The sequence below is a fragment of the Ralstonia sp. 1B3 genome, from assembly GCF_036631435.1.
The window spans coordinates 1-25,478 of record NZ_JAPNUG010000030.1; the positions used below are offsets into that span (position 1 = coordinate 1).

21 protein-coding genes, 4 pseudogenes and 1 riboswitch are annotated in these 25,478 nt (G+C 64.7%); of the genes and pseudogenes, 6 read left to right on the forward strand and 19 right to left on the reverse strand.

Annotated elements, in window-relative coordinates; all coding sequences use genetic code 11:
- The 4 genes and pseudogenes from OWR21_RS08725 to OWR21_RS08745 form a co-directional block, all read right to left on the reverse strand.
- On the reverse strand, positions 1-2,132 hold a 2,132-nt coding region (locus OWR21_RS08725), incomplete at its 3' end, for an efflux RND transporter permease subunit (RefSeq protein ID WP_332395010.1).
- A gap of 2 nt (positions 2,133-2,134) precedes the next feature.
- Positions 2,135-3,281: pseudogene (locus OWR21_RS12605) on the reverse strand (efflux RND transporter periplasmic adaptor subunit).
- A gap of 4 nt (positions 3,282-3,285) precedes the next feature.
- Positions 3,286-4,653: a TolC family protein gene (locus OWR21_RS08740; protein ID WP_332395013.1), complete on the reverse strand. Its 1,368-nt coding sequence runs from the start codon at positions 4,651-4,653 to the stop codon at positions 3,286-3,288.
- Between the two features lie 158 nt (positions 4,654-4,811).
- Positions 4,812-5,216 carry a MerR family transcriptional regulator gene (locus OWR21_RS08745; protein ID WP_316876352.1) on the reverse strand — a complete coding sequence of 135 codons (405 nt, stop codon included), beginning with the start codon at positions 5,214-5,216 and terminating at the stop codon, positions 4,812-4,814.
- Between the two features lie 96 nt (positions 5,217-5,312).
- Here OWR21_RS08745 and OWR21_RS08750 point away from each other — a divergent pair, with 96 nt between their 5' ends.
- The gene (locus tag OWR21_RS08750) at positions 5,313-5,735 is read left to right on the forward strand and encodes a hypothetical protein (RefSeq protein ID WP_332395014.1); all 423 of its coding nucleotides are present in this window, start codon (positions 5,313-5,315) and stop codon (positions 5,733-5,735) included.
- A gap of 13 nt (positions 5,736-5,748) precedes the next feature.
- Here OWR21_RS08750 and OWR21_RS08755 read toward each other — a convergent pair whose 3' ends face one another.
- The 8 genes and pseudogenes from OWR21_RS08755 to OWR21_RS08790 form a co-directional block, all read right to left on the reverse strand.
- A complete protein-coding gene (locus tag OWR21_RS08755) occupies positions 5,749-6,165 on the reverse strand; it encodes a BON domain-containing protein (RefSeq protein ID WP_332395015.1) in 417 nt (138 codons plus the stop codon).
- 61 nt (positions 6,166-6,226) lie between these two features.
- Positions 6,227-6,695 (reverse strand): annotated as a pseudogene (locus OWR21_RS08760) (DoxX family protein).
- Entirely contained in the window at positions 6,692-7,450 is a 759-nt protein-coding gene (locus OWR21_RS08765; RefSeq protein WP_332395016.1) for a DNA-binding domain-containing protein, read from the reverse strand. The pseudogene OWR21_RS08760 and the gene OWR21_RS08765 overlap by 4 nt, the downstream one beginning before the upstream one ends.
- Positions 7,437-8,300, reverse strand: a complete 864-nt coding sequence (bufB, locus tag OWR21_RS08770) for an MNIO family bufferin maturase (RefSeq protein WP_332395017.1) — start codon at positions 8,298-8,300, stop codon at positions 7,437-7,439. Before bufB ends, OWR21_RS08765 begins: the two co-directional genes overlap by 14 nt.
- Before the next feature lie 22 nt (positions 8,301-8,322).
- Positions 8,323-8,589 carry a BufA1 family periplasmic bufferin-type metallophore gene (locus OWR21_RS08775; RefSeq protein WP_063394404.1) on the reverse strand — a complete coding sequence of 89 codons (267 nt, stop codon included), beginning with the start codon at positions 8,587-8,589 and terminating at the stop codon, positions 8,323-8,325.
- Positions 8,590-8,813: 224 nt separating this feature from the next.
- The gene (locus tag OWR21_RS08780) at positions 8,814-9,344 is read right to left on the reverse strand and encodes a DNA-binding protein (RefSeq protein WP_332395018.1); all 531 of its coding nucleotides are present in this window, start codon (positions 9,342-9,344) and stop codon (positions 8,814-8,816) included.
- Positions 9,345-9,466: 122 nt separating this feature from the next.
- A complete protein-coding gene (locus tag OWR21_RS08785; RefSeq protein WP_332395019.1) occupies positions 9,467-9,733 on the reverse strand; it encodes an H-NS family nucleoid-associated regulatory protein in 267 nt (88 codons plus the stop codon).
- A 149-nt stretch (positions 9,734-9,882) separates the two neighbouring features.
- A complete protein-coding gene (locus OWR21_RS08790) occupies positions 9,883-10,785 on the reverse strand; it encodes a DMT family transporter (RefSeq protein WP_316876344.1) in 903 nt (300 codons plus the stop codon).
- 134 nt (positions 10,786-10,919) lie between these two features.
- On the opposite strand from OWR21_RS08790, the gene OWR21_RS08795 reads away from it, so the two are divergent.
- Positions 10,920-11,372: an Lrp/AsnC family transcriptional regulator gene (locus tag OWR21_RS08795; RefSeq protein WP_147217465.1), complete on the forward strand. Its 453-nt coding sequence runs from the start codon at positions 10,920-10,922 to the stop codon at positions 11,370-11,372.
- Positions 11,373-11,383: 11 nt separating this feature from the next.
- Here the strand turns inward: OWR21_RS08795 and OWR21_RS08800 are convergent, their stop codons facing one another.
- Positions 11,384-12,559 (reverse strand): cystathionine beta-lyase, encoded by a 1,176-nt coding sequence (locus OWR21_RS08800; RefSeq protein ID WP_332395020.1) that lies wholly within the window; start codon positions 12,557-12,559, stop codon positions 11,384-11,386.
- A gap of 110 nt (positions 12,560-12,669) precedes the next feature.
- On the opposite strand from OWR21_RS08800, the gene OWR21_RS08805 reads away from it, so the two are divergent.
- Positions 12,670-13,146 (forward strand): Lrp/AsnC family transcriptional regulator, encoded by a 477-nt coding sequence (locus OWR21_RS08805; protein WP_316876341.1) that lies wholly within the window; start codon positions 12,670-12,672, stop codon positions 13,144-13,146.
- 144 nt (positions 13,147-13,290) lie between these two features.
- A pseudogene (gene ggt, locus OWR21_RS08810) lies at positions 13,291-15,020 on the forward strand (gamma-glutamyltransferase).
- Positions 15,021-15,098: 78 nt separating this feature from the next.
- On the opposite strand, the gene OWR21_RS08815 reads toward ggt, so the two are convergent.
- The 5 genes and pseudogenes from OWR21_RS08815 to OWR21_RS08835 all read right to left on the reverse strand — a co-directional run bounded on the left by OWR21_RS08815 (position 15,099) and on the right by OWR21_RS08835 (position 20,695).
- Positions 15,099-16,172 (reverse strand): 4-hydroxyphenylpyruvate dioxygenase family protein, encoded by a 1,074-nt coding sequence (locus OWR21_RS08815; protein ID WP_316898084.1) that lies wholly within the window; start codon positions 16,170-16,172, stop codon positions 15,099-15,101.
- Between the two features lie 81 nt (positions 16,173-16,253).
- Positions 16,254-17,441: pseudogene (locus OWR21_RS08820) on the reverse strand (MFS transporter).
- 4 nt (positions 17,442-17,445) lie between these two features.
- The gene (locus OWR21_RS08825; RefSeq protein ID WP_332395021.1) at positions 17,446-18,279 is read right to left on the reverse strand and encodes a shikimate dehydrogenase family protein; all 834 of its coding nucleotides are present in this window, start codon (positions 18,277-18,279) and stop codon (positions 17,446-17,448) included.
- Between the two features lie 19 nt (positions 18,280-18,298).
- Complete coding sequence (locus OWR21_RS08830; protein WP_332395022.1) at positions 18,299-19,684, reverse strand: MFS transporter; 1,386 nt, start codon at positions 19,682-19,684, stop codon at positions 18,299-18,301.
- Positions 19,685-19,927: 243 nt separating this feature from the next.
- Entirely contained in the window at positions 19,928-20,695 is a 768-nt protein-coding gene (locus OWR21_RS08835) for an IclR family transcriptional regulator domain-containing protein (protein ID WP_332395023.1), read from the reverse strand.
- A 130-nt stretch (positions 20,696-20,825) separates the two neighbouring features.
- Between OWR21_RS08835 and OWR21_RS08840 the strand changes: the two genes are divergently transcribed.
- Together OWR21_RS08840 and OWR21_RS08845 are read left to right on the forward strand one after the other, a co-directional pair.
- Positions 20,826-22,712 carry a bifunctional sugar phosphate isomerase/epimerase/4-hydroxyphenylpyruvate dioxygenase family protein gene (locus tag OWR21_RS08840; protein ID WP_332395024.1) on the forward strand — a complete coding sequence of 629 codons (1,887 nt, stop codon included), beginning with the start codon at positions 20,826-20,828 and terminating at the stop codon, positions 22,710-22,712.
- A 121-nt stretch (positions 22,713-22,833) separates the two neighbouring features.
- Positions 22,834-23,898: a porin gene (locus OWR21_RS08845; protein ID WP_316898075.1), complete on the forward strand. Its 1,065-nt coding sequence runs from the start codon at positions 22,834-22,836 to the stop codon at positions 23,896-23,898.
- A gap of 66 nt (positions 23,899-23,964) precedes the next feature.
- Here the strand turns inward: OWR21_RS08845 and OWR21_RS08850 are convergent, their stop codons facing one another.
- Complete coding sequence (locus OWR21_RS08850; RefSeq protein ID WP_332395025.1) at positions 23,965-25,218, reverse strand: D-amino acid dehydrogenase; 1,254 nt, start codon at positions 25,216-25,218, stop codon at positions 23,965-23,967.
- A 144-nt stretch (positions 25,219-25,362) separates the two neighbouring features.
- Positions 25,363-25,468: riboswitch (glycine riboswitch) on the reverse strand.
- Positions 25,469-25,478: the final 10 nt, after the last annotated feature.

Sequence of the window (25,478 nt, forward strand, 5' to 3'; positions counted from 1 at the left end):
GCAACGTTCAGCGTCGGTTGACCCAACTCGCGGAAGATGCCCACGTCCACCAGCCCCGGCACCTTCTTGAGCTGCGCCTGGATGTCGTTGGCCTTGGCTTCGAGCACGTTGAGGTCGTTGCCGAACAGCTTGACCGAGTTTTCGCCCTTCACGCCTGACAGCGCTTCATCCACGTTGTCCTGGATGTACTGCGAGAAGTTGTATTCGATGCCCGGGATCTTCTCCAGATGCTTGGATAGCCGTTCGACGAGTTGCTCCTTCGTCATGCCGGCAGGCCATTGGTCGGGCGGTGCGAAATACAGGCCGTATTCCTGGTTGAACACGCCCGTGGAGTCGGTGCCGTCGTCCGGGCGGCCGATCTGCACCGAAACCTGCTTGATTTCCGGCTGCTTGACGAAGTACGCGCGCAGGTCGCTCGCGACGGACGCCGAGTAATCGAGGTCGACCGTATTGGGCAGCGTGATGCGTAGCCACAGGTTGTTTTCTTCGAGCGTGGGGAGGAACTCCGTGCCGAGGAACGTGGCGCTGTACAGCGTCAGCAACAGTGCCGTGATGGCCGTGGCAAAGACGGCCATCGGCCGCGCGATCAGCTTGCGCAGCAGGGGCTTGTACCAGCGCAGGATCGCCGTGATGAACGCCGGCGAATGCGGATGCAGCGTCTTGCCGAACACGAACGACGTGGTAGCCGGCACGAACGTCAGGCTCAGCACGATCGACGCCATCAGCGCAAAGCCCATCGTGAACGCCATTGGCTTGAAGATGATGCCCTCCACACCGCCGATGAAGAACAGCGGCGAGTACGCCACGATGATGATGCCGGTGGAAAAGATCATCGCGCGCTGCACTTCGCTGGTCGCCTTGACGATGGCGTCATCCAGCTTCTCGGCACCTTCTTCCAGGTGCCGCATGATGTTTTCCATCACGATCACGGCCGCATCGACAATCACCCCAAAGTCGATCGCCCCGAGCGAAATCAAGTTGGCCGGCACATGGAAGTGCTCCATGCTGATGAACGACACGCACAGCGCCAGCGGAATCACCGCCGCCACCACGGCCGCCGCCCGGAAGTTGCCCAGGAAGACGAACAACACCGCTAGCACGAGGGAGATGCCCACCACCAGCGTGTGTTCGACCGTGCCCATGGTGATGTCGAGCAACACCTGGCGGTCATAGAACGGCTTGATCTGAACGCTCTTGGGCAGAATGCCGTTGTTCAGCTCCGCCACCTTCTCGCGCACCTTGGCGAGCACCTCGCTTGCGTTGGCGTCGCGCTTGAGCAGCACAATGCCTTCGACCACGTCGGGCTGGTCGTTGTATTGCACTTGGCCAAGGCGCTGCACGTTGCCGACTTCCACCTCGGCAATATCGCGCACGCGCACCGGCACGCCGTTGTTGGCGGCCACAACCACGTTGCGGATGTCGTCCACCGTCTGCAGCAGGCCGACGCCGCGCACGACGAACTGCTGCTCGCCGTCGCGCAGCAGGTTGCCGCCGGTGTTGTTGTTGGCGTTGCCGATGGCCGTGATGAGCTGCGACAGCGTGATGCCGTACGACTGCAGCTTCGCCGGCGACGGCACGATGTGGTACTCCTTCACCTTGCCGCCGAAGGAGCTGACATCGGCCACGCCCTGCACATGCTTCAGCTCTTTGGTGATGTCGTAGTCCTGGTAGCTCTTGAGCGTGGTGAGGTCCACGCCGTCGCCAACGAGGCGAAAGCGCATGATCTCGCCCGTGGCGTCCGAGTCGGGGCTCAGCGACGGCTGCACGCCAGGCGGCAGGTTGGCTGCGGCCACGTATTGCGCGAAGTTCTGCCGCGCCTTGAAGCTGTCGGTGCCTTCCTTGAACTTGAGCGTCACGACCGACAGGCCGAACAGCGATACCGAGCGGAACGACTGCACGTCGGGCACGCCGGCCAGCGCGTTTTCGATCGGGATGGTGATCTGCTGTTCGACTTCGGTTGTGCTGCGGCCCGGCCATTGCGTGATGGCCTGCACCGACAGCGGCGCCACGCCCGGATACGCCTGCAGCGGCAGTTCGCGGAAGGACAGCACGCCGGCCACCAGCAGCGCGATCGCCAGGAAGACGATCAGCAGCCGGCGCTTGAGGATGCCCGCGATGGGGTTGAAGCCCATGCCTACGCTCCTGCCTTGACGATCATCTCGTTGAGCAGCGCGGCGCCGCGCACCACCACTTGCGACGAAGCTTCAAGCCCGGCTGTCACGGCGAAGTTGCCGTCGGTGCCGGTGTCCTTGCCGTGCACTTCCACGCGCTTGAAGTGCGTGGCATCGCTCTGCACGATCACGTAGTAACTGCCGTGGTCTTTCACCAGGGCGGACTTCGGCACCACCGTGGCCTGGCCGCTTCCGGTCTGGATGCGCGCCGTGGCGTACATCTCGGGGCGCAGCAGGCCGTCGGGATTCGGCACGTCGCAGCGCACCGTCAACGTGTGCGTGGCCGGGTCGATGTTCGGGGCGATAAAGCTCACGCGGCCCGTGAACTCGCGGTCCGGATACGCCGATGTGTGCAGCGAGATCGGCTGGCCGATGCGCACGCTGGCAATGTCGTTTTCATACACATTGCCGGTGAACCACAGCACGCGTATCGACGATGCTCATGAACGAATCGCCCACGTTCAGGAAGGCGCCCGGATCCATGTTGCGCTTGACGATCGTGCCCGAGATGGGCGCGCGCAGCGTCAGGTGTTCAGCGGGGGTGCCGCGCTTGGCAATCTGCGCGACATCGGCATCGGACATGCCCAGCACGTGCAGGCGGCCCGCGGCGGACTGCACCGTGGCGTCGGCATCGTCCTGCAGATCCTTCATGTTGGAACCCTTGAGCTGGCGGGCAGTATTCAGCGCCAGCAGGTATTCCTTCTGCGCGGAGATGAAATCCGGTGCGTACAGCTGGGCAATCGGCTGGCCCTCGCGCACCTGCGCACCTTCGAACAGGAGGATCTGGTCCAGCCGCCCGGCCACGCGCGCCGAGGCCAGCTTGGTGCGCTCGGCGTTGTAGGCGAGCTTGCCCGGCGTGGACAGCTCCACCGGCACCGCTTGCTGGCCGACCTGTGCGACCTTCACCTGCTGCGGGTCGAAGCCGCCGGCCGGAATTTCAACGGCGTCGGGTTTCGGACGCGACGCGGCAGCCGGCGCAGAGGCCGGACTTGCCGCAGGTTTCGCGGTCTCGGCCGGCACGGCGGCAGGCCACTTGCGTCCGACGACCACGCCCGCAGCCAGTGCTGCGGCCAAGGCGATGACTGCAACAACGGGAGAGAACTTCTTCATGATGTTATTGAGCTTGAACCGGCGAGCGGCCGGTGGCCGCGAGCAGCGCGTGATAGGCCTGCAAGGCCGTGGCCTGTGCCTGCGCGACCGACAGTTCGGCGTTCTTGAGCGCGCCCTGTGCCGTGAGCAGGTCGTTGAAATCGGCGTTGTTGCTGGCGTAGTTGGTCATCGTGACGCGATACGCCGCCAGCGCCTGCGGCAATTGCCGCTGCTTGTTGAAGTCGAGCTGCGCAAGCGTCTGGCGCAGCGTGTTGTAGGCGGTATCGACCGCCAATAACGTCTGCTGGCGCACCGACACGTCATTCGCCTCGGTGGCAATCTGGCTTTCCACCGCCTGGTTCACGCCGTACTTTTCCTTGGTCAGGAACCAGAACGGAATGATCACGTCCAGCTCGATCTGGTAGCTGTTCGGGCGCACGCCATATGGCGGGTTGTCGGTGGTGACGGTGGCGATGACCTGGAAATCGGGCAGGTACGCCTTGCGCGCCAGCGTCACGCTCTTGCGCGCGGCGTCCATCAGCTCGGCCGATGCCTTGATCGACGGGTGCTCGCGCAGCGCCTGGTTTTCCAGCTCGGGCAGTTCCTCCGGCAGATGCACGGACTCGTCGTCAGCGCGCAGCACGAGCGGGAAGCTCGGCTCCTTGCCGATGAGCGTGTTCAGTGTCTGCAGCGTGGTGTCGTACTGGCGTTGTGCGGCAAACAGGTCGTTCTGCGCGCTGCTCTGCATGACCTGCGCGTTGAGGAAGTCGGCGTAGGCGGCGGCGTTGTTGGCGTAGCGCACACGCGTGATCTGCTTGACCTGTTCCAGGCGCGTGATGGTCAGCTTCTGTACGTCGATCTGTTTCTGCAGCGCGATCGCCTGGTAGTACGTGGTGGAAAGCTGCGCGTAGAGCTGCAGGTACAGCGCGTCGTTTTGCGCGTTCAGCGATTCCGCCTGGCGATCGGCAATCTCGGCCGCCAGCGCTTTCTTGCCCGGAAACGGGATCTGCTGCGTCAGGTTGTACTGGCTGCCGCCTGCGCGGTTGACCGCCAGCGGGAATCCCTTGGGGATGCTGTTCCAGATGTAGCCGAGCTGCGGGTTGTTGGGCGACGCAAGCTGCGGCGGTATCGACTTGGCCGAGAGGTAGTTATGGCGTGCCTGGATCAGCTGCGGGTTATTGCCTTTCAGCTCCTGCAACAGTTCGACCAGGTTGAAGCCGGCGCCCGTCACGCCTGGCACGGAAGGCTTGATCGGCGGCATGGTCGCGACCGGCATGCTCGCCACAGCCGGGGCCGATGCCGGCGTGGCTGCCCAGGCAGCGGCAAATGGCAGGCAGGCCACCGCGCACAGCACGGCCCTTACCCGTGGATGGAACGCACCCCGATGTTTCACTGCAGCAGACTCCCCTTGAGACGGGAGCGTTTTTACCGACGCGATCTTTCAAGCGCCTTTCACGACTCGGCAAGCCGTCAGGGTGTTAGAAAAACGCGCAAAAACGCGCCCAGCGGCGGCAGTCTGCGACAGTTGTATGACAAGACATGGCGGGCGTCTCAGGCTGGCGCAAGGGGGCATGGCATGCCGACGCGGGCAGCCAGTGCATCGCGCGTGGCCTGCAAGCTGGCGATGCGGACATCGATGGCGGCAAGTTTCTCCCGCAGCAATGCCGTAACGGCGGCGTCGATGTCGGGTTGCTGCCACACCTGCGCCATCCCTTCGCCAATCTCTGCCAGCGTGAAGCCCAATTGCTGCGCGGTGCGCACGTATTGCACCAGTTCCACAGTTTCGGGCGGGTACGCACGGTACCCGTTGCTCCGGCGCCGCGCGCGGATGAGGCCGCGTGCCTCGTAAAAGCGCAGGCCATCCCGCGAGACGCCGGTGGCGGCGGCCAGGTCGCCGATGGAAAGATCGCCGGTGCGCGCATTGGAAGCGGAATTGGAAGCGGGAAGGGCAGGCATGGTGGTTTGGAGGGCTGGGAACGCCGAAGGCTTGACCTTGAGCGTACACCAGGCTTTACCGTGGCGGCTCCTTCACTTCACCTCTGGAGTTTCCCCATGGTTTCCGAATCGACCTTCCTGCGTATCGTGCGGGCCAGCGCCTGGTATGACCTGATCGTGACCGCGCCGTTTGCCACGCCGTGGACGTTCGCGCTGTTGCATCAGGCGCTCAGCGCATTGGCGCATGCGCTGGGCATCGGCAGCTTGCCGGCTTTTGAGCCGACGCATTTGCTGATGGCCAATCTGATGGGATCGGTGGTGTGCGTGTGGTCGGTGCTGCGTCTCCGACAGACGAGTGTGGCGCTCGGCCGGTACGACGCCGTGGCGCGCTGGCTGTTTGCGACGTGGCAGGCATACGCACTGGCATCGGGCGCTACGCTGCTGGTGGTGCCGTTCCTGATCGCGGAGGTTGGCTTCGGGCTGCTGCAATCGCTGCCCGTGGGCCGCGTGCCCGGGCGAGCAGGCGCGCGGGCAGCGTAACCGCGTGCGCGGTTTAGCGCGCGGCGGGGGCGCTGGCGGGTGCCTCGGGCGGCAAGCCGGCCGGGATGTACGGGCCGCCGCCCAGCACCTGCATGCGCGACAGCACGCGCAGCTGGTTGTCGAGCTTGGCCGCGTCAACAAAGCGTTTGACGTCGTCGCCGGCGCGCCGGGCCATCTCGGGCGTATCGACCCAGCCTGTCAGCGTCACCTTGCCGTCGGGGCTGGAGCGGATGCGGATCTGGCGTGTGCTGAGCGCGGTGTCCTGATCCAGCGCCGCCTTGACCTGGTACGACAGCAGCGAATCGTCGAGCATGCGTGCGCCGGTGCTGTTCGGGCTATCGCCCCACGCGCAAGCCGTAAGCAATGCTGCGGCGCCAATTGCGGCCAATACACCGGCCGAGGCTGCGACGGAGAACTGAGGGAAGCGCATCGATGCTCCTGAAGAGAGGGCGACAAGCCGACATCATAAGCCCGCCGCCCACCCAATCTGCTTAACGCGTGCGGCGCTGCCAGAGCGTCTGCGCCGCTAGCCAACCCGGTCCCACCGTTGCCACGAGCGCAATCAGCACGCCCCACAAAATGAAATTCGATGGCCGATGCCGATAGATTGGCCCAGTACGACATCGCCGCCACCATGTTGACGAAGAACAGTCCCACAGCCGCCAGCCTCGGCACGATGCCGGCCAGCATCAGAGAAGGGAAAACCAGTTCGCCGAACGTGCCGAGCGCTGCTGCCAGTGCGGGCGGCAACAGCGGCACCTTGTATTCCTCGGTGAAGAGCAGCACCGTCGTGTCCCAGTCGTGCAGCTTGGTCAGGCCGGAGCGGAAGAACACGTAAAAGAGATACGCCCGGGCGATCAACAGGATGACCGAACACAGCGTGCTTTGCGGACCGGCAAGCCGATCGAACGACGCGCGCAGGCGCGTAAGCGGGGCAAATGTCGTGGTGAGGGTGTTCATGGCGTGTCTCCAGTAGACGAGGTTGTTGGGCAGGCAGACAGTGCGAGCAGCCCCGAGCGATAGAGGCCGGACAGGCATGCAGTCAGATCAAAATCCGGCCGCTCGGCTAACGTGGTTTCGAGCGCCGCTTGAAGCGAAGTCTCGGCTTCGCAAGCGGCGAGGAACGTGGCGGTCGCAGGATCAAGATCGAGCACGGCAACGCGATGCCCGCGCACGGCAATCGCCGCGGCTTCTCCCACCCCAAGATTGATTTCATTGAGCGCGATGGTTGCGTCAGCCTGGTGCGCGCGCCAGATCGACACGACCGGCCACCGCGACGCCACCCACTGCGCACCGTTGGCCAGGCTTGCGCAGATGGTGTCTGCAGGCTGCGCGAGCAGCGTGGCGTCAGGGGCTTCAACGTGTGCGTCCGGGGCGTAATGCGCCCAATGCACGCACCATTCCAGTCGCGCCACATCGGCCAGATAGGGCACGCTCTGCGCCAATGGCGATTGCGCAATGACGTCCGGCAACGCATTCCCGTAGCGATGCAAATTCGGGGACGTAGATGCCTGCGCGGTCAGCGTGTCGCGCGCGAGCGCATCAAAGCAGTCGTCGCCGACGAGCGCGCGGCAGACGGGGTAGGCCCCCGCCAATGCGTTGCGCAGAATGGCCAGACGCGCGTTGCGGTAGATGGCGATGCCGCGCGTTTCAGCGTCGCTTACAGAATGCGTCAGTGCGCCGACGAGGTCCGCTTCCCAGTCACGCAGTCGCATGGCGCGGCTCCCGCATGACGTGGGCGTGGCGATTGAGTACCGCCTGGGCGCGTGCCGCTTCGTCCAGCAACACCTGCACGGGCGGCAGTTCAGCGTCCCATTCGATCAGGGTCGGGCGCGGGCCGTGCTTGGCAATCCACGCGTCGTACAACGCCCAGACGGGCGCATGGACGGGCGCGCTGTGCGTGTCGATCAGCATGCCGTCTTCCACGCTGAAGCCGGCCAGGTGAATCTCGCCGACCAGCGTTGGGTCGATGTCGGCGAGCACCGATTCGACGGTCACGCCGTGGTTGACGCTGTTGACGTACAGATTGTTCAGGTCCAGCAAGATGCCGCAGCCCGTGCGCCGGGCGAGGGCGGTCAGGAATGCACCTTCGGAGACGTCGTCGGCATCGACCAGCGTGCGGCAGTCGATGTATGCAGCGATGTTCTCGATCAGCAGCGGCCGCTTGAGGATGTCCTGTGCGCGCATGACGTTGGCGCAGACGATGCCGAGCGATTCGCTTGAATAGGGCAGCGGCAGCAGATCGTTGACGACCTGTGCGCCGCTGCGGTTGAAGCACAGGTGCTCGGAAATCGCGGCAGGCGCAACGGCGTCCGCCAGCGCAGCGATGGCGCGAACGTGTTCGACGTCCAGCCCATCTGCGTTGCCGAGCCCCATGCCCACGCCGTGCAGGCTCACCGGCTGGCGCTCTCGCGCGGCCAGCAGCGCTGCACGTGCGGGGCCGCCATACAGATAGTTCTCGCTGTGCACTTCCGCCCACGGGAAGCGCGCTTCCCCGTGCAGCAGGGCGGGAAAGTGCGGTGCGCGCAGGCCTGCGCCGGCGCAGGTTGGCAGAGCGGTCTGCATGGCGGTCACCCGGCGTCGCGCGTTACTTCGACGGAGCCTGCATCGTGCCGCCCATCTGCGCGCAGGTGCCGGCCGGCACGTACTTCCACGACATCGGGTCTTTGTCGATCTTCGACTGGCCTGCGCAGGCGTGGGCGCTGCCGGGGCTGGCGCAATCGTTCTGGCCGGCCTTGGCCACGCCGTAGCACTTTTCCTTGCCGGCAGCGTCGGCGGCCTGCACCGGCGTCGACAGTGCGCCGAGTGCGAGCAGGCTACCCAGGGCGGCGGCGATCATGGCGTGTTGTTTCATGTGTTCTCCTTGATTGAACAGGTGTCGTTGAACGGCTGGCAGGGCGAAATCCCTCGCCGTACGGTTCACTGCGGCATCGCGCAGAGGTGTTCCGTGCACCTTCGTCGGCGCATGGCAACGTTCCCCACGGAGAACAGAAATTTTTCGAGTTTTTTGGAGACAGGTAAATCGGCAACAAAAAAGGCGACCCGGACGGGGCCGCCTTCAGGTCGAGCAGGAAAGATTTACTTGGCGTGCGCAGCGCGGGTGCGGGCTGCCTTCTTGGCGGCAGCGGATCGGCCGGCCGCGCCCTTGGTGGCGGCGCCCTTCTTGGCCGCCGCCGAGCGCTCGCTGCTCGACCGCTTCGAAGCTGCGCTGTGCGCCTGTTTGGACAGCGCCGACTTGGACGCCGCCGAATGGCCTTCCTTCTTCAGCGTGCGTGTCGTGGTCTTGCTGCGTTTGGCCGTGGATTCCTTGCTCGCGCTGGCGTGGCTGCTTTTCTTGCCGCCGGTCTTGCTCCCGGCCTTGACGTCGTGTTCTGCCTTCTTGCGGGTGGCGGCCGACGCCTTGCCTTCCCCCGGCGGCTTGACGGCAACGCCAGAGCGGCGCGCCTTGGACAGTCCGATCGCAATGGCCTGCTTGGTGTTTTTCGCACCGTGCTTGCCTTCGCGGATGTGATCCATCTCTTCCTTCACGAAGTTGCCTGCCTGCGTTGAGGCGGCCTTGCCGTGGCGCTTGTCGGCGCGCGCACGTTCTACGGTCTTGCGTTCCGGCATGATGACGTCCTCCGTTGGGTTGGAGCGCCGGCCGGCAATGGAGTGGAACAACTCGCAGATCAGCAAACCGGCAGCGCTTACGCCAACAACCACGCAACCGGCGTACCTGCGCTGTCTGCGCGTCAGCCCACGCGGAAATGCTCGATGCTCTGTCCGGCGTTGACGGCGCGTTGCAGCCAGTCCGGCATGTCGCCCGAGCCGTCCCAGTGTTGGCCGTCGGCGCTCATGTAGACGGGGCCAACGGGTGCGGGCGGTGCGGGCGGCGGTGGCGTGTCAAAGCAGCCATGCGCCTGCAGGTCTTCGACAGACAGGCCGTACATCTGCATTTGTTCCAGGATCCAGGCGATCGCGGTGTCGCGACCCGGCGCCGGCGGGTGACCTTCCTTCATCTTGTGCGTATCTTCGGGGTTTCTGTCCGCCGGCTGCCAAAGGGGAGAGAGGCAGGGCGCGCCGGGCGCCAGCGGAAAACGCACAAGAATAACAGCAGTTGGGCCGCCCATTCGTGTTGCCGGTGGGGCGGCCTATTGCGCGTATTGCGTTATTTGGAGACGGCGGATTCGCTCTGCGACCGCAGCCACCGATATGGCGACCACCCCAGATTCATACCGGCCGCCGCCAGCAGGATCGCCGCCGCGCCCAAGACTTGCGCCAGTTGCAATCGATGTCCGAACGCAACCATGTCCACGGCGATCGCAACGATCGGATAAATGAACGACAGCGACCCCGTCAGATGCGTCGGCAGCCGCTGGATGGCGCCATAGAGCAGGATGTACATCAACCCCGTATGCACGACGCCCACGGTGACCAGCATCACCCACGCATGGGCATCGGCTGGCGGATGCGACAGGTTGGCCAGCGGCGCCAGCATCAGCACGCCGACGCACACCTGGATGAGCGCGATCAGATGCGGCGGCGTTCCGGCCAGCTTCTTGATCAGCAGCGCGGCCACCGCGTAGGCAAACGCCGCGCCCAGCGCCATCGCAATGCCCGTCAGGTAATCCGTCCCAGCGCTGGCGGCCGGTCCCACCTGCACGATCAGCACCACGCCGATGAAGGCGATGGACAGCCAGGTGAGCTTGGCTGCCGTCAGCTTTTCCGACAGAAACAGCGCGCCCAGCCCGACGAGCATGAAAGGCTGCGTGTTGTACACCGCCGTGGCAATCGAGATGGACGCGCGCGGATACGCCGCAAACAACAGCAGCCAGTTGATGACGATGGCCACGCCGCCCAGCGCGGCAATGCCGGCGCGCCGCCACGTGATCGCGCCGCGCAGCAGCCCCAGCCCTGCGCATACCACCAGCAGCGTCAGCGCCCCGAACACGCAGCGCCAGAACACAACGTCGGCCACGGGCTGGCCGGAGCGGACGACGAACCAGCCGATCGTCCCGGAAATGATCATGGCGGAGGTCATCTCGACCGTGCCGCGCGCCTTATTGTTCATGCGAACCACCTTGTGCGTTGGATGCAAGAAGGATCGCATGCGAATAGGGCGACTTCCATTGCTTTTCTAAGGCAAAATTCACGTTGTTTTTCATGAAATAAGGCGAAACGCCTCAACCGATTGCGGAAGAGAAAATGAACGCGATTGACGCCCTGGACAAGCGCATTCTTGACGTCCTGTTGACCGATTCCCGCATCTCGCTCAAGCAGCTGGCCGAGCAGGTGGGGCTGTCGTCCCCGAGCGTGTCGGAGCGCCTGCGCCGGCTGGAAGAACGCGGCGTGATCCGCAATTACACCGTCGACATCGACCCGACTGCGCTGGGCTACACGCTGCAGGCCATCGTGCGCGTGCGGCCCATGCCGGGCAAGCTGCATATCGTGCAGCAGCTGATCGAAGAGATTCCGGAGATTGGCGAATGCGACAAGGTCACCGGCGAGGATTGCTTCATCGCCCGCCTGTATGTGCGCTCGATCGATCAGCTCGATGAGATTCTCGATCGCGTGGCGTATCACGCCGAAACCAATACCGCCATCGTCAAGGCGCAAACGGTGAAACGGCGCGCGCCGCCGTTTGCCGCGGTTGACTGACGTGCTGGCGGTTACGCCACGACCGGCTCCTGGATGCCTGCACGGGCCATGGCTTGCCGCAGATCGGCAATCAGGTCTTCCGGTGCCTCCAACCCCACATTGAGCCGCACCAGGCGGCCGCGGTAGTGGCGGTTCGGCCGCGCCAAGTCCGGATAGGGCATCACGAGGCTGCTGGTGCCGCCCCAGCTCATGCCGATCCGGAACATGCGCAGCGCATCGATGAACGCGTTCACTTGGTCGGCAGAAACGCTTTCCTGGAACACCACCGAGAACACGCTCGTTGCGCCGGTAAAGTCGCGCTTCCAGAGTTCATGGCCCGGGCATGACGGCAGCGCCGGATGCAGCACGGTGGCAATGCAATCCTGCAGATGGAGCCAGCGCGCCACCGCCAGCGTGGAGGCTTGCAGGCGCTCCAGCCGCAGCCCCAGCGTTTGCAGGCCACGCAGCGCCAGGCTGCAATCGTCGGGCGAGGCGCCCATGCCGAGGTCGGCAAACGCGCTGCCCACGCGCTCGAACATCGCTTCCGAATTGACCGAGACGGAGCCGAGCAACAGGTCGCTGTGGCCGCCCACGTACTTTGTCAGCGCTTGCACGCTGATATCCACGCCGTGCGCGAAGGCATCGAAATACACGCCCGCCGCATAGGTGTTGTCGAGCGCCACCGGCACGCCGCGCGCGTGCGCCGCTGCCACGATGGCCGGCACGTCCTGGATTTCCATCGTGACCGAGCCGGGGCTTTCGGTCCAAACCAGCGCGGTGTTCGCTCGGATGCGCCCCGCGATGCCGGCGCCGATGAGAGGATCATAGGTTTCGACTTCGATGCCCATGCGTTTGAGCAGGCCGTCGGCCATGCTTCGGTTGGGCCCGTACGCGCTGAATGGCACCAGCGCGTGGCTGCCCGCGCCGCAGCAGGCCAGGTAGACGAGCGCGATGGCAGCCTGCCCGCCCGGGACGATAAAGCTGTGGCGTGCGCGCTCCAGTTGGGCGATCCGCGCGCCCAGTTCGATGGCGGTCGGCGTGCCGTACAGGCCGTAGGTATAGCCGTGCTGCGCATGGCGCCAATCGTCCACGACCTGCGCTGCGTTGTCGAACAGCACGGTTGAGCCGCGGTAGACGGGCGTTACCAACGAACGAAAGCCGCCAGGAGCGAGCATTTCCGGGCTGACGAGCTGGGATTGCCAATGCATTGGATGGCCTCTGCGAACGAAATGATGACGAAATCCTATGTCACGTCGGCAGAGCAATTTCCGCTATTCTGCCCAGCCAGACGCAAAAATTTCTCGCCACAAGCCTGGCCATGGCCCCTCAGAAATCGCTCGAACTTGACGCCTTCGACATCGCCATCCTGAATGCGGTGCAGCGCTGCTACACCACGCCGCTGCGTGTGATCGGGGAGGAGGTCAATCTATCGACCGCAGCCGTGCAGCGGCGTATCAAGCGGATGGAGGAGGCGGGCGTCATCGTGGGCAACGTGGCGGTGGTGGACCCTGAGCGGGTCGGCAAACCCATCACCGTGATCGTTGAGGTGCATGCCGAGCGCACCAATACCGCCGCCATGGCCGCGCTCAAGAAGGCGCTCTCCGGCCCCGAGGTGCAGCAGTGCTATTACGTAACGGGCGAGGCCGATTTCGTCCTGATCCTGAACGTGGCCACGATGACGGAGTACGAAGCCCTGGCGCGTCGCCTGTTCGACGACAACGACAACATCAAGTGGTATCGCACGGCCGTGGTGCTCAACCGCGTGAAGGTCGGGCTCGAGGTGCCACTGGGTTAGCGATACGCGCCGTCCCACTGCCGGCGCGATGCGTCAATACGGGGATGAGGCTATAGTGCCCCAGCGCAGCGCCTGATAAGGTTCGCGCGCCATAACACGTACGCTGGCACGACCGGCGTCCATGAAGGTACCAAAGGAGCTCCTATGCAGAATCCCAGAACAGGCATGCGGTGGATCACCGCCGCAATCGCATCGATCAGCATCACGACCGTCGCACACGCGGCGTCCGTCGCGCCCATGGCCGCAGAGAACGGCATGGTCGTCTCGGCACAGCACCTGGCCAGCAAGGTCGGCGTGGAAGTGCTCAAGCGCGGCGGTAACGCGGTCGACGCTGCCGTGGCCGTGGGCTACGCCCTGGCCGTGGTCTATCCGGCTGCCGGCAACCTCGGTGGCGGCGGTTTCATGACCATCCAGCTGGCCGATGGCCGCAAGACCTTCCTCGACTTCCGTGAAGTCGCGCCGAAGGCTGCCACCGCCAACATGTACCTGGACAAGGACGGCAACGTCATCAAGGGCGCATCCACCAAGGGCCACCTGGCCGTGGGTGTGCCGGGCACCGTGTCGGGCATGGAATACGCCCGCCAGAAGTACGGCACCATGCAACGCGCTGCACTGATCGCGCCGTCCATCGCGCTGGCCGAGAAGGGTTTCACCCTCGATCAGGGCGACGTCGACATGCTGCATACGTCCACCAAGGACTTCCAGGAAGACGCCGCATCCGGCGCGATCTTCCTGAACAAGGGCCAGCCGTTCCAGGTGGGCGAGAAACTCGTCCAGCGCGACCTGGCCAAGACGCTGCGCGAGATCAGCAACAAGGGCACCGACGGCTTCTACAAGGGCTGGGTCGGGCAGGCCATTGCTGCATCGAGCAAGGCCGGTGGTGGCCTGATCACGCAAGAAGACCTCGTCAGCTACAAGACGCGCGAGCTGGCGCCGGTGGAGTGCGATTACCGCGGCTATCACGTGGTGTCGGCACCGCCCCGAGTTCGGGCGGCGTGATCATCTGCGAAATGCTGAACATCCTGGAAGGCTATCCGCTCAAGGACCTGGGCTGGCATTCCGCGCAGGCGACGCATTACCAGATCGAAGCCATGCGCCATGCCTATGTGGATCGCAACAGCTACCTGGGCGATCCGGACTTCGTGAAGAACCCGCTGGACCGTCTGCTGAGCAAGGACTACGCAGCCAAGATCCGCGCGGTGATCGACCCAAAGAAGGCGGGCGTGTCGAAGGACATCAAGCCGGGCGTCGAGCCGCATGAAGGCAGCAACACGACGCACTACTCGATTGCCGACAAGTACGGCAACGCGGTGTCGGTCACGTACACGCTTAACGACTGGTTTGGTGCAAAGGTCACGGCCGCCAAGACGGGCGTGATCCTGAACGACGAGATGGATGACTTCACTGCCAAGGTCGGCGTGCCGAACCTGTACGGCCTGGTGCAGGGTGAAGCCAACTCGATCGCCCCGGGCAAGCGTCCGCTGTCGTCGATGAGCCCGACCATCGTCACCAAGGACGGCAAGCCCGTCATGGTGGTGGGTACGCCGGGCGGCAGCCGCATCATTACCGCCGTCATGCTGACCATGATCAACGCCATCGACTACGGCATGAACGTGCAGGAAGCCGTCGACATGCCGCGCTTCCATCAGCAATGGCTGCCGGATGTGACCAACGTCGAGCCGTATGCGCTGTCCGAAGATACGCGCAAGATCCTGACGTCGATGGGCCATAACCTGGGTGCGCCGCAGCCGGCCAACCATCTGGCGGCGATCATCGTCGGTGCGCCGTCGCTGGGCGGCAAGCCGGTCGGCAACAACCGCTTCTATGGCGCGAATGATCCGCGTCGCAACACGGGGCTGGCAGCTGGTTATTGATCGGCATCGCAGCACCCGGAGTACGAAAAAAGCCCGCCGAAACTTGGCGGGCTTTTTGTATGCGGCGTTTCCCCGGGATCAGGCCGCCGCAGTCAACACCGGCAGATTGCCCTCGCCGAATCCGTGGTGCCCGCGCCGCTGCACGATCTCGAAGAAGATTTCGCCCGGATGGCGCTTGATGAAGGTCTGCAGGAACAGTTTGGGCACGCCGCCGACGATTTCGCCGTCGACCAGGATGCCGTATCGGCGCAAGGCGTCCAGATCCAATCCATGGCCGGGCAGTCGCGCGTCGACGGTGTCGTAGTAGTGCGCGGGTGGCTCGACGAAGGTGAGCCCGTTGGCGGCAAGCGCGGTGGCGGTGCGCAGGATGTCGTCGGTGGCCAGCGCAATGTGCTGCACACCTTCGCCGGGGTGGTCGGGCAGGTAGGCGTGCATGAGGTGCGCGCGGTGCGTGCCTTCTTCATAGAGCGGAATCCGGATCATGCCGCACGACGACACCATCACGCGCGAATCTGCCGCGACGTGCCAGTTGGCGTGCAGTTCGTGGATTTCGCTGAAGCCGAGCTGATTGCGGTAGAAGTCGATCCAATCCTGCAGGCGGCCGGGGCCGACGGTTTGCGTCAGGTGGTCGACGCGGGCAAGGCCGACGCCGGCGTGGTGCCAGTCCTCATACGCGGTGGCGGCATCCAGCGGCCGGAAGTCGATGTCGTAGATGGAGATGTCGCCCAGGCCGCCCCGAGTACCGTGCTTGCCGCGCCAGCGGTCGACAAAATACAGGTGCGTATCGCCAACGCCCTGGATGGCCGGTATTACCAGTTCGCTCGGGCCGATCGGCTCGGCCTCGGCCGGCCATGCGCCCAGTTCGACGGCGCGGTCGTAGGCGTGCTGGGCATCGTCGACGCGGATGCCGATGGCGCAGATGCCGACGCCGTACTCCTCGGCCCAGCGGTGCGCAAAGGAATCGGCCTCAGCGTTGACGAGGAAGTTCATGTCGCCTTGCCGATACAGCGTGACGTCCTTGCTGACGTGCCGCGCGATGGCCTTGAAGCCCAGCGATGCGAACACCTGGCCGAGCGCTGCCGGCGCTTGCGTGGCGAACTCGATGAACTCCAAGCCGGCGGTCTTGAATGGCAGGTCGGCGTTGCGGCTCATGGTCAAACTCCTGTGGCTGAAGCAAAGAATGCAGACACCGCATTGTGTACCACGCGCGTGGCAATGCGCATCTCGCAGTCGCTATGCGGCAGCGCTTTGTGGATTCGGCTGGCTCTTCAACTTCGGCAGCCAAAGGAACGCAATGGACGCCAGCACGGTGCCGGCAAGCATCATCGGCACCACCATGGGCCAGGCACCGAGGGTGTGCGATGCGTCGTCAAAGGACGCGGCGGTCTGCCCCAGGCAGAAGGCCGCCAGCATCATGATGAAACCCGACCATGACACGGCACGCCCGGCAAGATGTGGCAGCTCGCCCACTGCGCCTGCCTGGCCGCAGGGCTGGTGGATGCCGTGACCCATGCAATAGACGGCGTGCCCGAGCAGCAGCGGCCACGCGTGCCCGGGAAGCAGCCAGCAGCCCAAGCCCTGGATGCCGGCGCCGATCAGGCTGAGCGTTGCGCCTTGCTGCACCGTCCGCACAAGGCTCTGGCGACGCAGCAGGCGCCGGCAGCCGGTCGTGCTGAGGATATAGACGAGCGAGCCGCCGGCCGGTATCCAGCCATACAGCTCGGGTGACAGGCCGAGGTACGCGATATAGACCATCGGCGAGAGCAGCAGGAAGCAGAACATGCCGGCGTAGGTGGTCGCCGCCAGCAGCCCCCAGACGCGAAAATCCGCGCTGGCAAAGATCTCGCGCACGCTGCCCGCCTGAGTGTGTGTCTCCTGCCGGGTTTCGGCAAAGCCGTACCAGCACATCGCCCAAAGCACGAGTGCATAGAAGCTCATGCCCGCCAGTACCCAGCGCCAACCTGCGTGTTGCGCGACAAAGGCGCCGATGATCGGTGCCATCAACGCCACGAAGCCCAGCCCCGTCAGACCACGCGCCATGACGTGCGGACCATCGCGTGCGGGGTGCAGGTCGCGTACGGCAGCGCGCGCACACCAGGATGGCGGCCATCGAGAAACCTTGTACGGCGCGTGCGGCGGTCAACATGGAGGCGGTTGTCGCCAGCGCGCCGGCCAGCGCACCCATGGCATAGCACGCGAGCCCGATCAGCAGCACCTGACGCCGGCCAAACCGATCTGCCAGGCTTCCCATCGGCAGCTGCCCATGCCAAAGGCCAGCGCGAAGACCGTGAGGCTCGTGCTGGCCGATCCCAGCGTCTGCGCAATGGCTGGCAGGGCGGGGAGGTAACTGTCGGTCGCGACGGGCTGCGCCGATAGCAATAGCGGCAGCAGCAGGGCAAAGCTCAGAGGGCGACGCGTCATCGGGTCAGTAGGCGATGGCGGCGCTGCGCCGCAGTTCATCTGCGGTGGCGGTGCCGAAGCCGAAGAACTCCAGATACGCGGGAATCATCTCGAACAGCATGTCGGTGCCGACCTGGACGTCGCAACCCTTGTCGAGCGCCGCACGCAGCAGCGGCGTGTACTCGGATTTCATGACGACCTCGCCGACAAAGCAGCTCGGCGCGATGCGGGCCACGTCGAAGGGCAGTGGATCGTCTTCCTTCATGCCGACTGGCGTGGCGTTGACGACCACATCGAAGCCGTCCGGATCATTCGAACCGGTGCGCACCACCAGCGCGGGGTAGTGCTCGCGCAGACGTCGGCCCAGCGATTCGGCCGATTCTGCGCGGGTGTCATACAGGGCCAGCTCGCCCACCCCCGCAGCGGCCAACGACGCCGCAATCGCCGAGCCGACACCGCCGGCCCCCGAGAGCAGCACACGCGCGCCTTCGAGCTGGCGTCCCTTGCGCTGCACGCCGCGCACGAAGCCGGCACCGTCGAACTGCTCGCCCAGCAACGTGCCGTCATCGCGCTTGAGGACCGCATTGCAGGCGCCCGCAATACGCACGGCGGGCGTGACTTCATCGACCAGATCCACCGTCGTCACCTTGTGCGGCATGGTGATGAGGGCACCGCGCAGGTTGGTGAAACGGCAGATCGATTCGAAGCTCTGCGCGTAGTCCTCCGCCTTGACCCCCATGGGCACCACAACGGCATCGATGCCTTGTTGCTCGAACCAGGGGTTGTAGATCATCGGCGACTTGAAGGTCTCAGTCGGGTAGCCGATGTGGGCGATGAGGGTGGTTTTTCCAGAAATCATGGTTCAGGAGAAGCGTGTTTCAGGCGGCCAAGGCTCCGGCCCGCTGGCGGGCATATTCGGCCTTGTCGACGGGTTGGGCGGCTGGCTGGCCCAGGTCGTCCATATGGATGCGATACGTCTCGCGTGCGGTCATGGCGGCCACGGCGGAAATCACCGTTACGCCAAAGGCAATGACGCCCACGGTCAGCCAGATGTTGGCGGCTCCCGGCGGGGCCAAGGCGGTGAAGAGGGCCGGCAGCATGGCGGTGATGGCCGTGCCCACGTTCTGCGAAATCGCCATGGCCGACACACGGGTGCGCGTCGGGAACAGTTCCGGATAGAAGCTCGGGAAGACCGCGTTGTAGCCCTGATAGACGACGCCCCACATCAGGATCGACATGACAAACGCGAACGGCACGTTCTTGATGCTGATGGCGTACAGGTAGGCAAACGCGAGCACGCCAGCGAGCAGCGAACCGATCACGATCGGCGGCTTGCGGCCAATGCGGTCGGACAGGTCGCCAACATACGGAATGACGAGCACCGCAACGATGTTGCCCACGACCGGAATCCACAGGTAGATGTCCTTGGCGAAGCCGATGCCGTACGCCGGCTGCACGGCATAGGCTGCGCCAAAGATGGTCGCCACCACCGGAATCACGTTCATCAGCGCCATGCAGACCACGCGCAGCATGTCGGGCGTGCTGTATTTGAAAGCGTCGATCACGGGCGAGCGCGGGCGGCCTTGTTGCTGCTGCTCAGCGGTAAAGGCCGGGGTTTCGTGCACTTCGCGGCGGATGACGTAGCCGGCAATGATGACCACGAAGCTCAGCAGGAACGGAATGCGCCAGCCCCAGGCGTTGAACTGGTCGGCAGGCATGTAGTGGGCAAGCGGCAGGAACACGGCGGCCGCTAGGATCTGGCCCGCCTGCACACCTTGCAGCGTAAAGCTCGCGTAGAAGCCGCGCCGGCCAAAAGGTGCATGCTCCAGGATCATCGAGCTGGCGCCCGAGATTTCGCCAGCCACGGCAAAGCCCTGGATCAGGCGCATGATCACCAGCAGTGTCGGCGCCCACAGGCCGACTTGGTCATACGTGGGCAGCAGGCCCACGCCAATGGTCGAAAAGCCCATCAGGAACATGCACCAGAGCAGCACGCTCTTGCGCCCGTGCGTGTCGCCCAGATGGCCGAGCACGAATGCACCGATGGGCCGCGCGATGTAACCCACTCCGTACGTCGCCAGCGAAGCGATGATGGCCGTCTTGGGGTCGCCCTTGGGGAAGAAAATCTGCGGAAAGATCAACGCCGCTGCGGTGGCGTAGATGAAGAAGTCGTAGTACTCGAGCGCCGAGCCGATCCAGCCGCTGGCGGCGGCTTTTTTCGACTGGTGCTTGCCCAGGGGCTCGTGGGCAGGGGCTGCGGTCATGGTGGTCTCCGGGTTTTATCTGTGCGGCCTATCGTGCAATTCGCGCGATTCGTTCGATGAAGGGCCGTCTGTACACGCAACGCAGCGTAGTCCGCCCGCGGGGCGGCGCACAAGCAATTGCCGATTGCATTCGTTCGATAATCGCACAACATGGTGCGAATAACGTACGACTCAAGGGTTTCTCCGAGTCCGTACCTGTGTCAAAGCATGGCGTTCCGGGGGTAACGAGGGGGACGTGGCCGGCTACAGCACGCGCATGATCGACAGGGCCGTGTCCTGCAGCACCTGCAGCACGCGTTGCAATGCATGCTCCGTGGTTTCTTCACCGACTTGCATGTTCACGCTGAGTGCGGCGATCACGTTGCCATGCCGATCGCGCAGCGGTACCGCGACCCCGCGCACACCAATCTGCAGCTGCTGCTCGACCACGGCGTAGTCCTGCCGGGCAGCTTTGCGGATTTCATCGAACAGGCGGTCCCGCTGCAGGATCGTGTAGGGCGTATAGGGCGTCAGCACACAGGTTTCCAGCCACGCCTTGACCTTCTGCTCGGGTTGCGCGGCCAGCATCATTACGCCGGCCGAGGCCAGCGGCGCCGGCACGCGCGCACCCAGCACGAAGCCCGTGCTCATGACTCGGCTCGTGCTGGTGCGCGAGATGAAGACCAGCTCCCAATCGTCCAGCACGCTCAGGTACGCCACCTCGCCGACGGCGGCCGTCACCTGCTGCAGGAACGGCTGCACCGTGCGCGGCAGGCGCGCCGAATCGAAGTACGACCAGCCCACCTTCAGCACGCGCGGCGTCAGGCTGAAGAGCGTCCCTTCGCTGGTGAGATAGCCCAGATGCTCCAGCGTCAGGAGGTAGCGGCGCGCGGCGGTGCGCGTCAGGCCGGTCTGCTCGGCGGCCTGCGTGGGCGTCAGCCGCGGGTGCTCGTGGTCGAACGCCTCCAGGATCGCGAGCCCTTTTTCCAGCCCGGCGATCCAGTCGCGCCGGTTCAGCGGTTCCTTCGTCATGGCGATAACCCTAAAAACGAGCGATATGTGCGCACGATTGTACGATCATCGCACGCTGTTGCGCGAATGCCGCTTGTGAGCGCGGGGTGTGCCCACCTACGCTGCGGGCATCGTCAGACAACGCATCGCCATGAATTCGCCCCGCGCAGCACGCCATCCCAAATGCATTGCCACCGTCTGCCTGTCCGGCACGCTGCCTGAAAAGCTGGAAGCGGCGGCCGCAGCTGGTTTTGATGGCATCGAGATCTTCGAAAACGATCTGCTGAACTTCGACGGCTCGCCGGCCCGCGTGCGGCAGATGGCGGCCGACCTTGGGCTGGCGATCCTGCTGTACCAGCCGTTCCGCGATTTCGAGGCCATGCCGCATGAGCTGTTCGCCCGAAATCTCGCCCGCGCCGAGCGCAAGTTCGACGTCATGACCGAGCTGGGCGTCGAGATGGTGCTGGTCTGCAGCAACGTGCAGGAGTTCGCCATCGACGATCCGGCGCGCGCGGCGGACGACCTGCGGCAGATGGCAGACGCAGCGGCGCGGCGCGGGCTGCGCGTAGGTTATGAGGCCCTGGCCTGGGGGCGCCACACGCGAACCTGGCGCCAGGCGTGGCAGATCGTACGGCAGGCTGACCACCCTGCGCTGGGGCTGATTCTCGACAGCTTCCATACGCTCTCGCTGGGCGACTCCCTGGAGGGTCTCAGCGATGTGCCGGCAGACAAGCTCTTCTTTGTGCAGTTTGCGGATGCCCCGAAATTGTCGATGGACGTGCTGTCCTGGAGCCGGCATCACCGCAACTTCCCGGGGCAGGGCGATCTGGCGGTGACGGACTTTGCGCGCGATTTGCTTGCCGCGGGCTATACGGGGCCGCTGTCGCTGGAAGTCTTCAATGACGAATTCCGCTCGGCGCCCGCGCGGCTGACCGCGCTGGACGGCATGCGTTCGCTGCTCTGGCTGGAGTCCGAAGCTGGCGGTGCGGAGCTGCCGGCGGCGGCCCGGTTTGAAGGCGTGGATTTCCTGGAGTTTGCGGTGGATGCCGCGGCGGGCCGGGAGCTTGAAGCGCGCCTGCGTGCGCTGGGTTTCGCCTTTGCCGGACACCACCGCTCCAAGGCCGTTGACCTGTATCGGCAAGGCCGCGTCAACGTGATCCTGAACATGGAGCAGGACAGCGCGGCGTCTGAACATTTCGAGTTGCACGGGCCGTCTGTCTGTGCCATTGGCCTGAAGGTGGACGACGCCGAACGCGCGATGGCACGTGCACGTGTACTGTGCGCCCAGGAATGGCGCGGGCCGGTGGGGCCTGCCGAACGCAGCATTCCGGCCCTGCGCGCCCCCGACGGTACGCTGCTCTATCTGATCGATGACCGCCAGGCGGATCGCAGCATCTACGAGAGCGATTTCGTTCTGCAGCCTGACGTGCCGGACGATGCAGCGGGATTGGCATCGATTGACCACGTTGCGCAGGCACTGCCGGCACATCGGCTCGACAGCTTCGTGCTGTTCTACCGGGCCATCTTCGGCATGCAGGCCGAAGGCGTGCAGGAGATTGCCGACCCGTACGGCCTCGTGAAAAGCCGGGCGATGGTGAGTCCCGACCGCAACGTGCGGATTCCGCTCAACGTGTCGGAAAGCGGGCGTACGGCCACCGGCCGGTTCATTGCCGCCTATGCCGGCTCGGGCGTGCATCACATTGCCTTCCGCACCGACCGCCTGTTCGAAACCATTGAGGCCATCGACCGCGGTGCGGCGCGTCTGCAGCATGTGCCCGAGAACTACTACGACGATGTCGCGGCCCGGCTGGGGCTGGACGACGCGCTGCTCGCCCGCCTGCACGACGACGGTCTGCTCTACGACCGTGACCCGCACGGCGATTTTCTGCACACCTACACCGAGCCGTTTCGCGAGCGCTTCTTCTTCGAGCTTGTCCAGCGCAACGGCTACCTCGGCTACGGCGCCGCAAACGCCGCCGTGCGCATGGCGGTGCAGGCGCAACTGAGCCGAAGCGCCAACACTGCGGCTGACCACTGAGTCACGAGAATTCTGGCGCTCACGGTTGTGCGGCCGTGCGCGCTATCCACGCAACACCGCGGCTGCCCGGACAGCCGTCGCACATCCATACCCATCACATCAAAGAGGAGACAAGGGAGCCATGAACAAGACAATGATTGCCGCATTGGTGCTCGGAGCCACGAGCGTGCCAGCGGCAGCGCAAACCGCGAGCGGTGTCACGCTCTATGGGCTGATCGACACCACGATCCGCTACAGCACGCACGAAAACGCGGCAGGCAACAGCAATCTGCAGATGATGGACGGCGTGCTGACCGGCAGCCGCTGGGGCCTGCGCGGCACCGAAGATCTGGGCGGCGGCACCAAGGCCATGTTCATCCTCGAATCGGGCTTCTTCCCCGATACCGGCGGCAGCCAGCAGGGCGGACGTCTGTTTGGGCGCACCGCGGTGGTGGGCCTGGAGGGCGACTACGGCAAGCTGTACCTGGGACGCCAATACACGCTGGCGCATGAAGTGCTGTCTTCGTATGAGGCGATGGCGTTCGCCAACAACTCCATCGTCGGCTATCAAGGCGGCAACTACACCGGCCTGCGTTACGACAACACGGTCAAATACATCAAGTCGTTCGGCGGCCTGCAGCTTGCCGGCGCATGGACGTTTGGCGAGGCGGCTGGCAGCTTCAGCAAGAGTTCGGCCGGCGCCGGCTCGATCGTCTACAGCATGGGGCCGGCTGAAGTGGGCGCCGTGTACCAGGTCACGCGCGATGTGTCATCGGCGTTCTTCGGGGCGGTGCCGGCAGCGCAGGCCAGCAAGCAGACGGTCTGGGGTTTTGGCGGCAAGCTCGATACGTCGATTGCCACGTGGTACCTCGGCTATACGAACAGCCGTCTCGACGTGGCCGACTACAAGAACCAGGCCGCCTATGTTGGTGCAAAGGTGCCGATCTCCGGCGCACTGAGCTTCATCGGCACCGTGCAGTACGACTGGATGAAACATCTTGATGCCAGCGGTAAGCGCCTGACCACCGCTGGCATGCTCGACTACGCCTTCAGCAAGCGCACCGACGTCTACGCCGAAGTGGACTACACCCGCCTGCAGGGCGCCTGGGTTGCCCTGAACAGCGCGGCCGCATTCAACAATTCGGGCAACACGTATGGCAACAACTCGCGGTTGGGCGTGATGCTGGGCGTGCGGCACAAGTTCTGATCGCTTGGTTCATTCCGCAATGAAAAAAGCCCGCCAGTGTTCCGGCGGGCTTTTTTCATGCTGCGATCAATGCAGCGGGCAATCTCGCGAGATCACCTCGCCCACCATGGCAGCGGTCGCGCCAGACAGCGTCCAGCCCAGATGCCCGTGGCCCGTGTTGTAGAACACGCGCGCGTGCCGCCCACGGCCGACGCGCGGCATCATGTCCGGCATCATCGGGCGCAAGCCGGCCCAGGGCACCACGCGCGACGTGCCAATCGCAAAGTTGCGGCGCGTCCAGGCCACCAGCGGTTCGATGCGGTCCGCGCGGATGTCGCGGTTGTAGCCGTTGAACTCTGCCGTACCGGCCACGCGGAAGCGGCCCGCGCCCAGCCGGCTTGTCACGATCTTTGCGCTCTCATCGAGCAAGCTGACCCACGGCGCGCCTTGCACGCTGGCGTCGTCGTCCAGGTGGACCGTGATCGAATAGCCCTTGACCGGATACACGTTGATGCGATCGCCCACCAGTTGTGCGATATGCCGGCTGCCCACGCCCGCGCACACGACCATCGCATCGGCGGCAAGGTCCTGTACGACATTCGCCGAGCTGGTGGAAAGGCGGTCATCGAGTGTGGTTTGCAACAGCAGGCGCACGCCGCTTTCGGTGGTTTCCACATCGCGCACATCGACGCCGTGCATGAACCGCACGCCGCGCTTCTCACACGCCTGCGCCAGGCCACGCGTGAACTTGTGGATGTCGCCCGTGGCATCGGATGCGGTGAAGTAGCCGCCGTAGTAGTCGCCGCGCAGCGTCGGCTCAATGGTGGCAATCTCCTCGGGGCTCACGGCGTGGCGCTCAAGCCCGCCGGCGACGAGCAGGGCGTTGGCCTTGCCTGCTGCCGCAAAGCTGGCCTTGTCGTGATAGACGTGCAGGATGCCGCGCTTCTGCAGGTCGAAATCGATCTGCTCCCGTTCGGCCATCGCAAACAGATGCTTGCGTGCCTCGATGGCCATGCGCGTGGTTTCGATGGTGTTGCGGCGGTAGTGCGCGATGCTGGCGACGAACTCGCCGATCCACGAATATTTGTGCCACGAGGGCTTGGGATTGAGCAGCAGCGGGGCGTCGTTGCGCAGCATCCATTTGATGCCTTTGAGCAGCGTGCCGGTGTTGTTCCAGACTTCAGCGTTGCTGGCGGAAAGCTGCCCGCCGTTGGCGAACGAGGTTTCCATGGCCGGATACAGGTGGCGGTCGAGCACCGTGACCTGATAGCCGAGTTGCGAGAGCGTGTAAGCGGTAGTGACGCCGGATATGCCGGCGCCGACGATGACGATGTGCGTCATGGCGGTCCCTATGGAGTGATGTCATGACCGGACGATCCGGTCGGCTCACCCCATCTGTCTTGGGACCTGAGAGCTTGGGCATCAGCAGCGCTGCGCCTTCCCCTTCGGTGGGCGCGCACGTGCACGCCTCTCTCCAGATTCGCAGTCGACGCCACAGTCCTTTTGCCTGAGAGTTTCCGGGGTGGTTGCTCCATCGGCGCCGGGCGGTGCGCGTATGCGCGGTGGGCCCGGTCTCTCCTGCGGCGTGTTGCAGCTGTCGT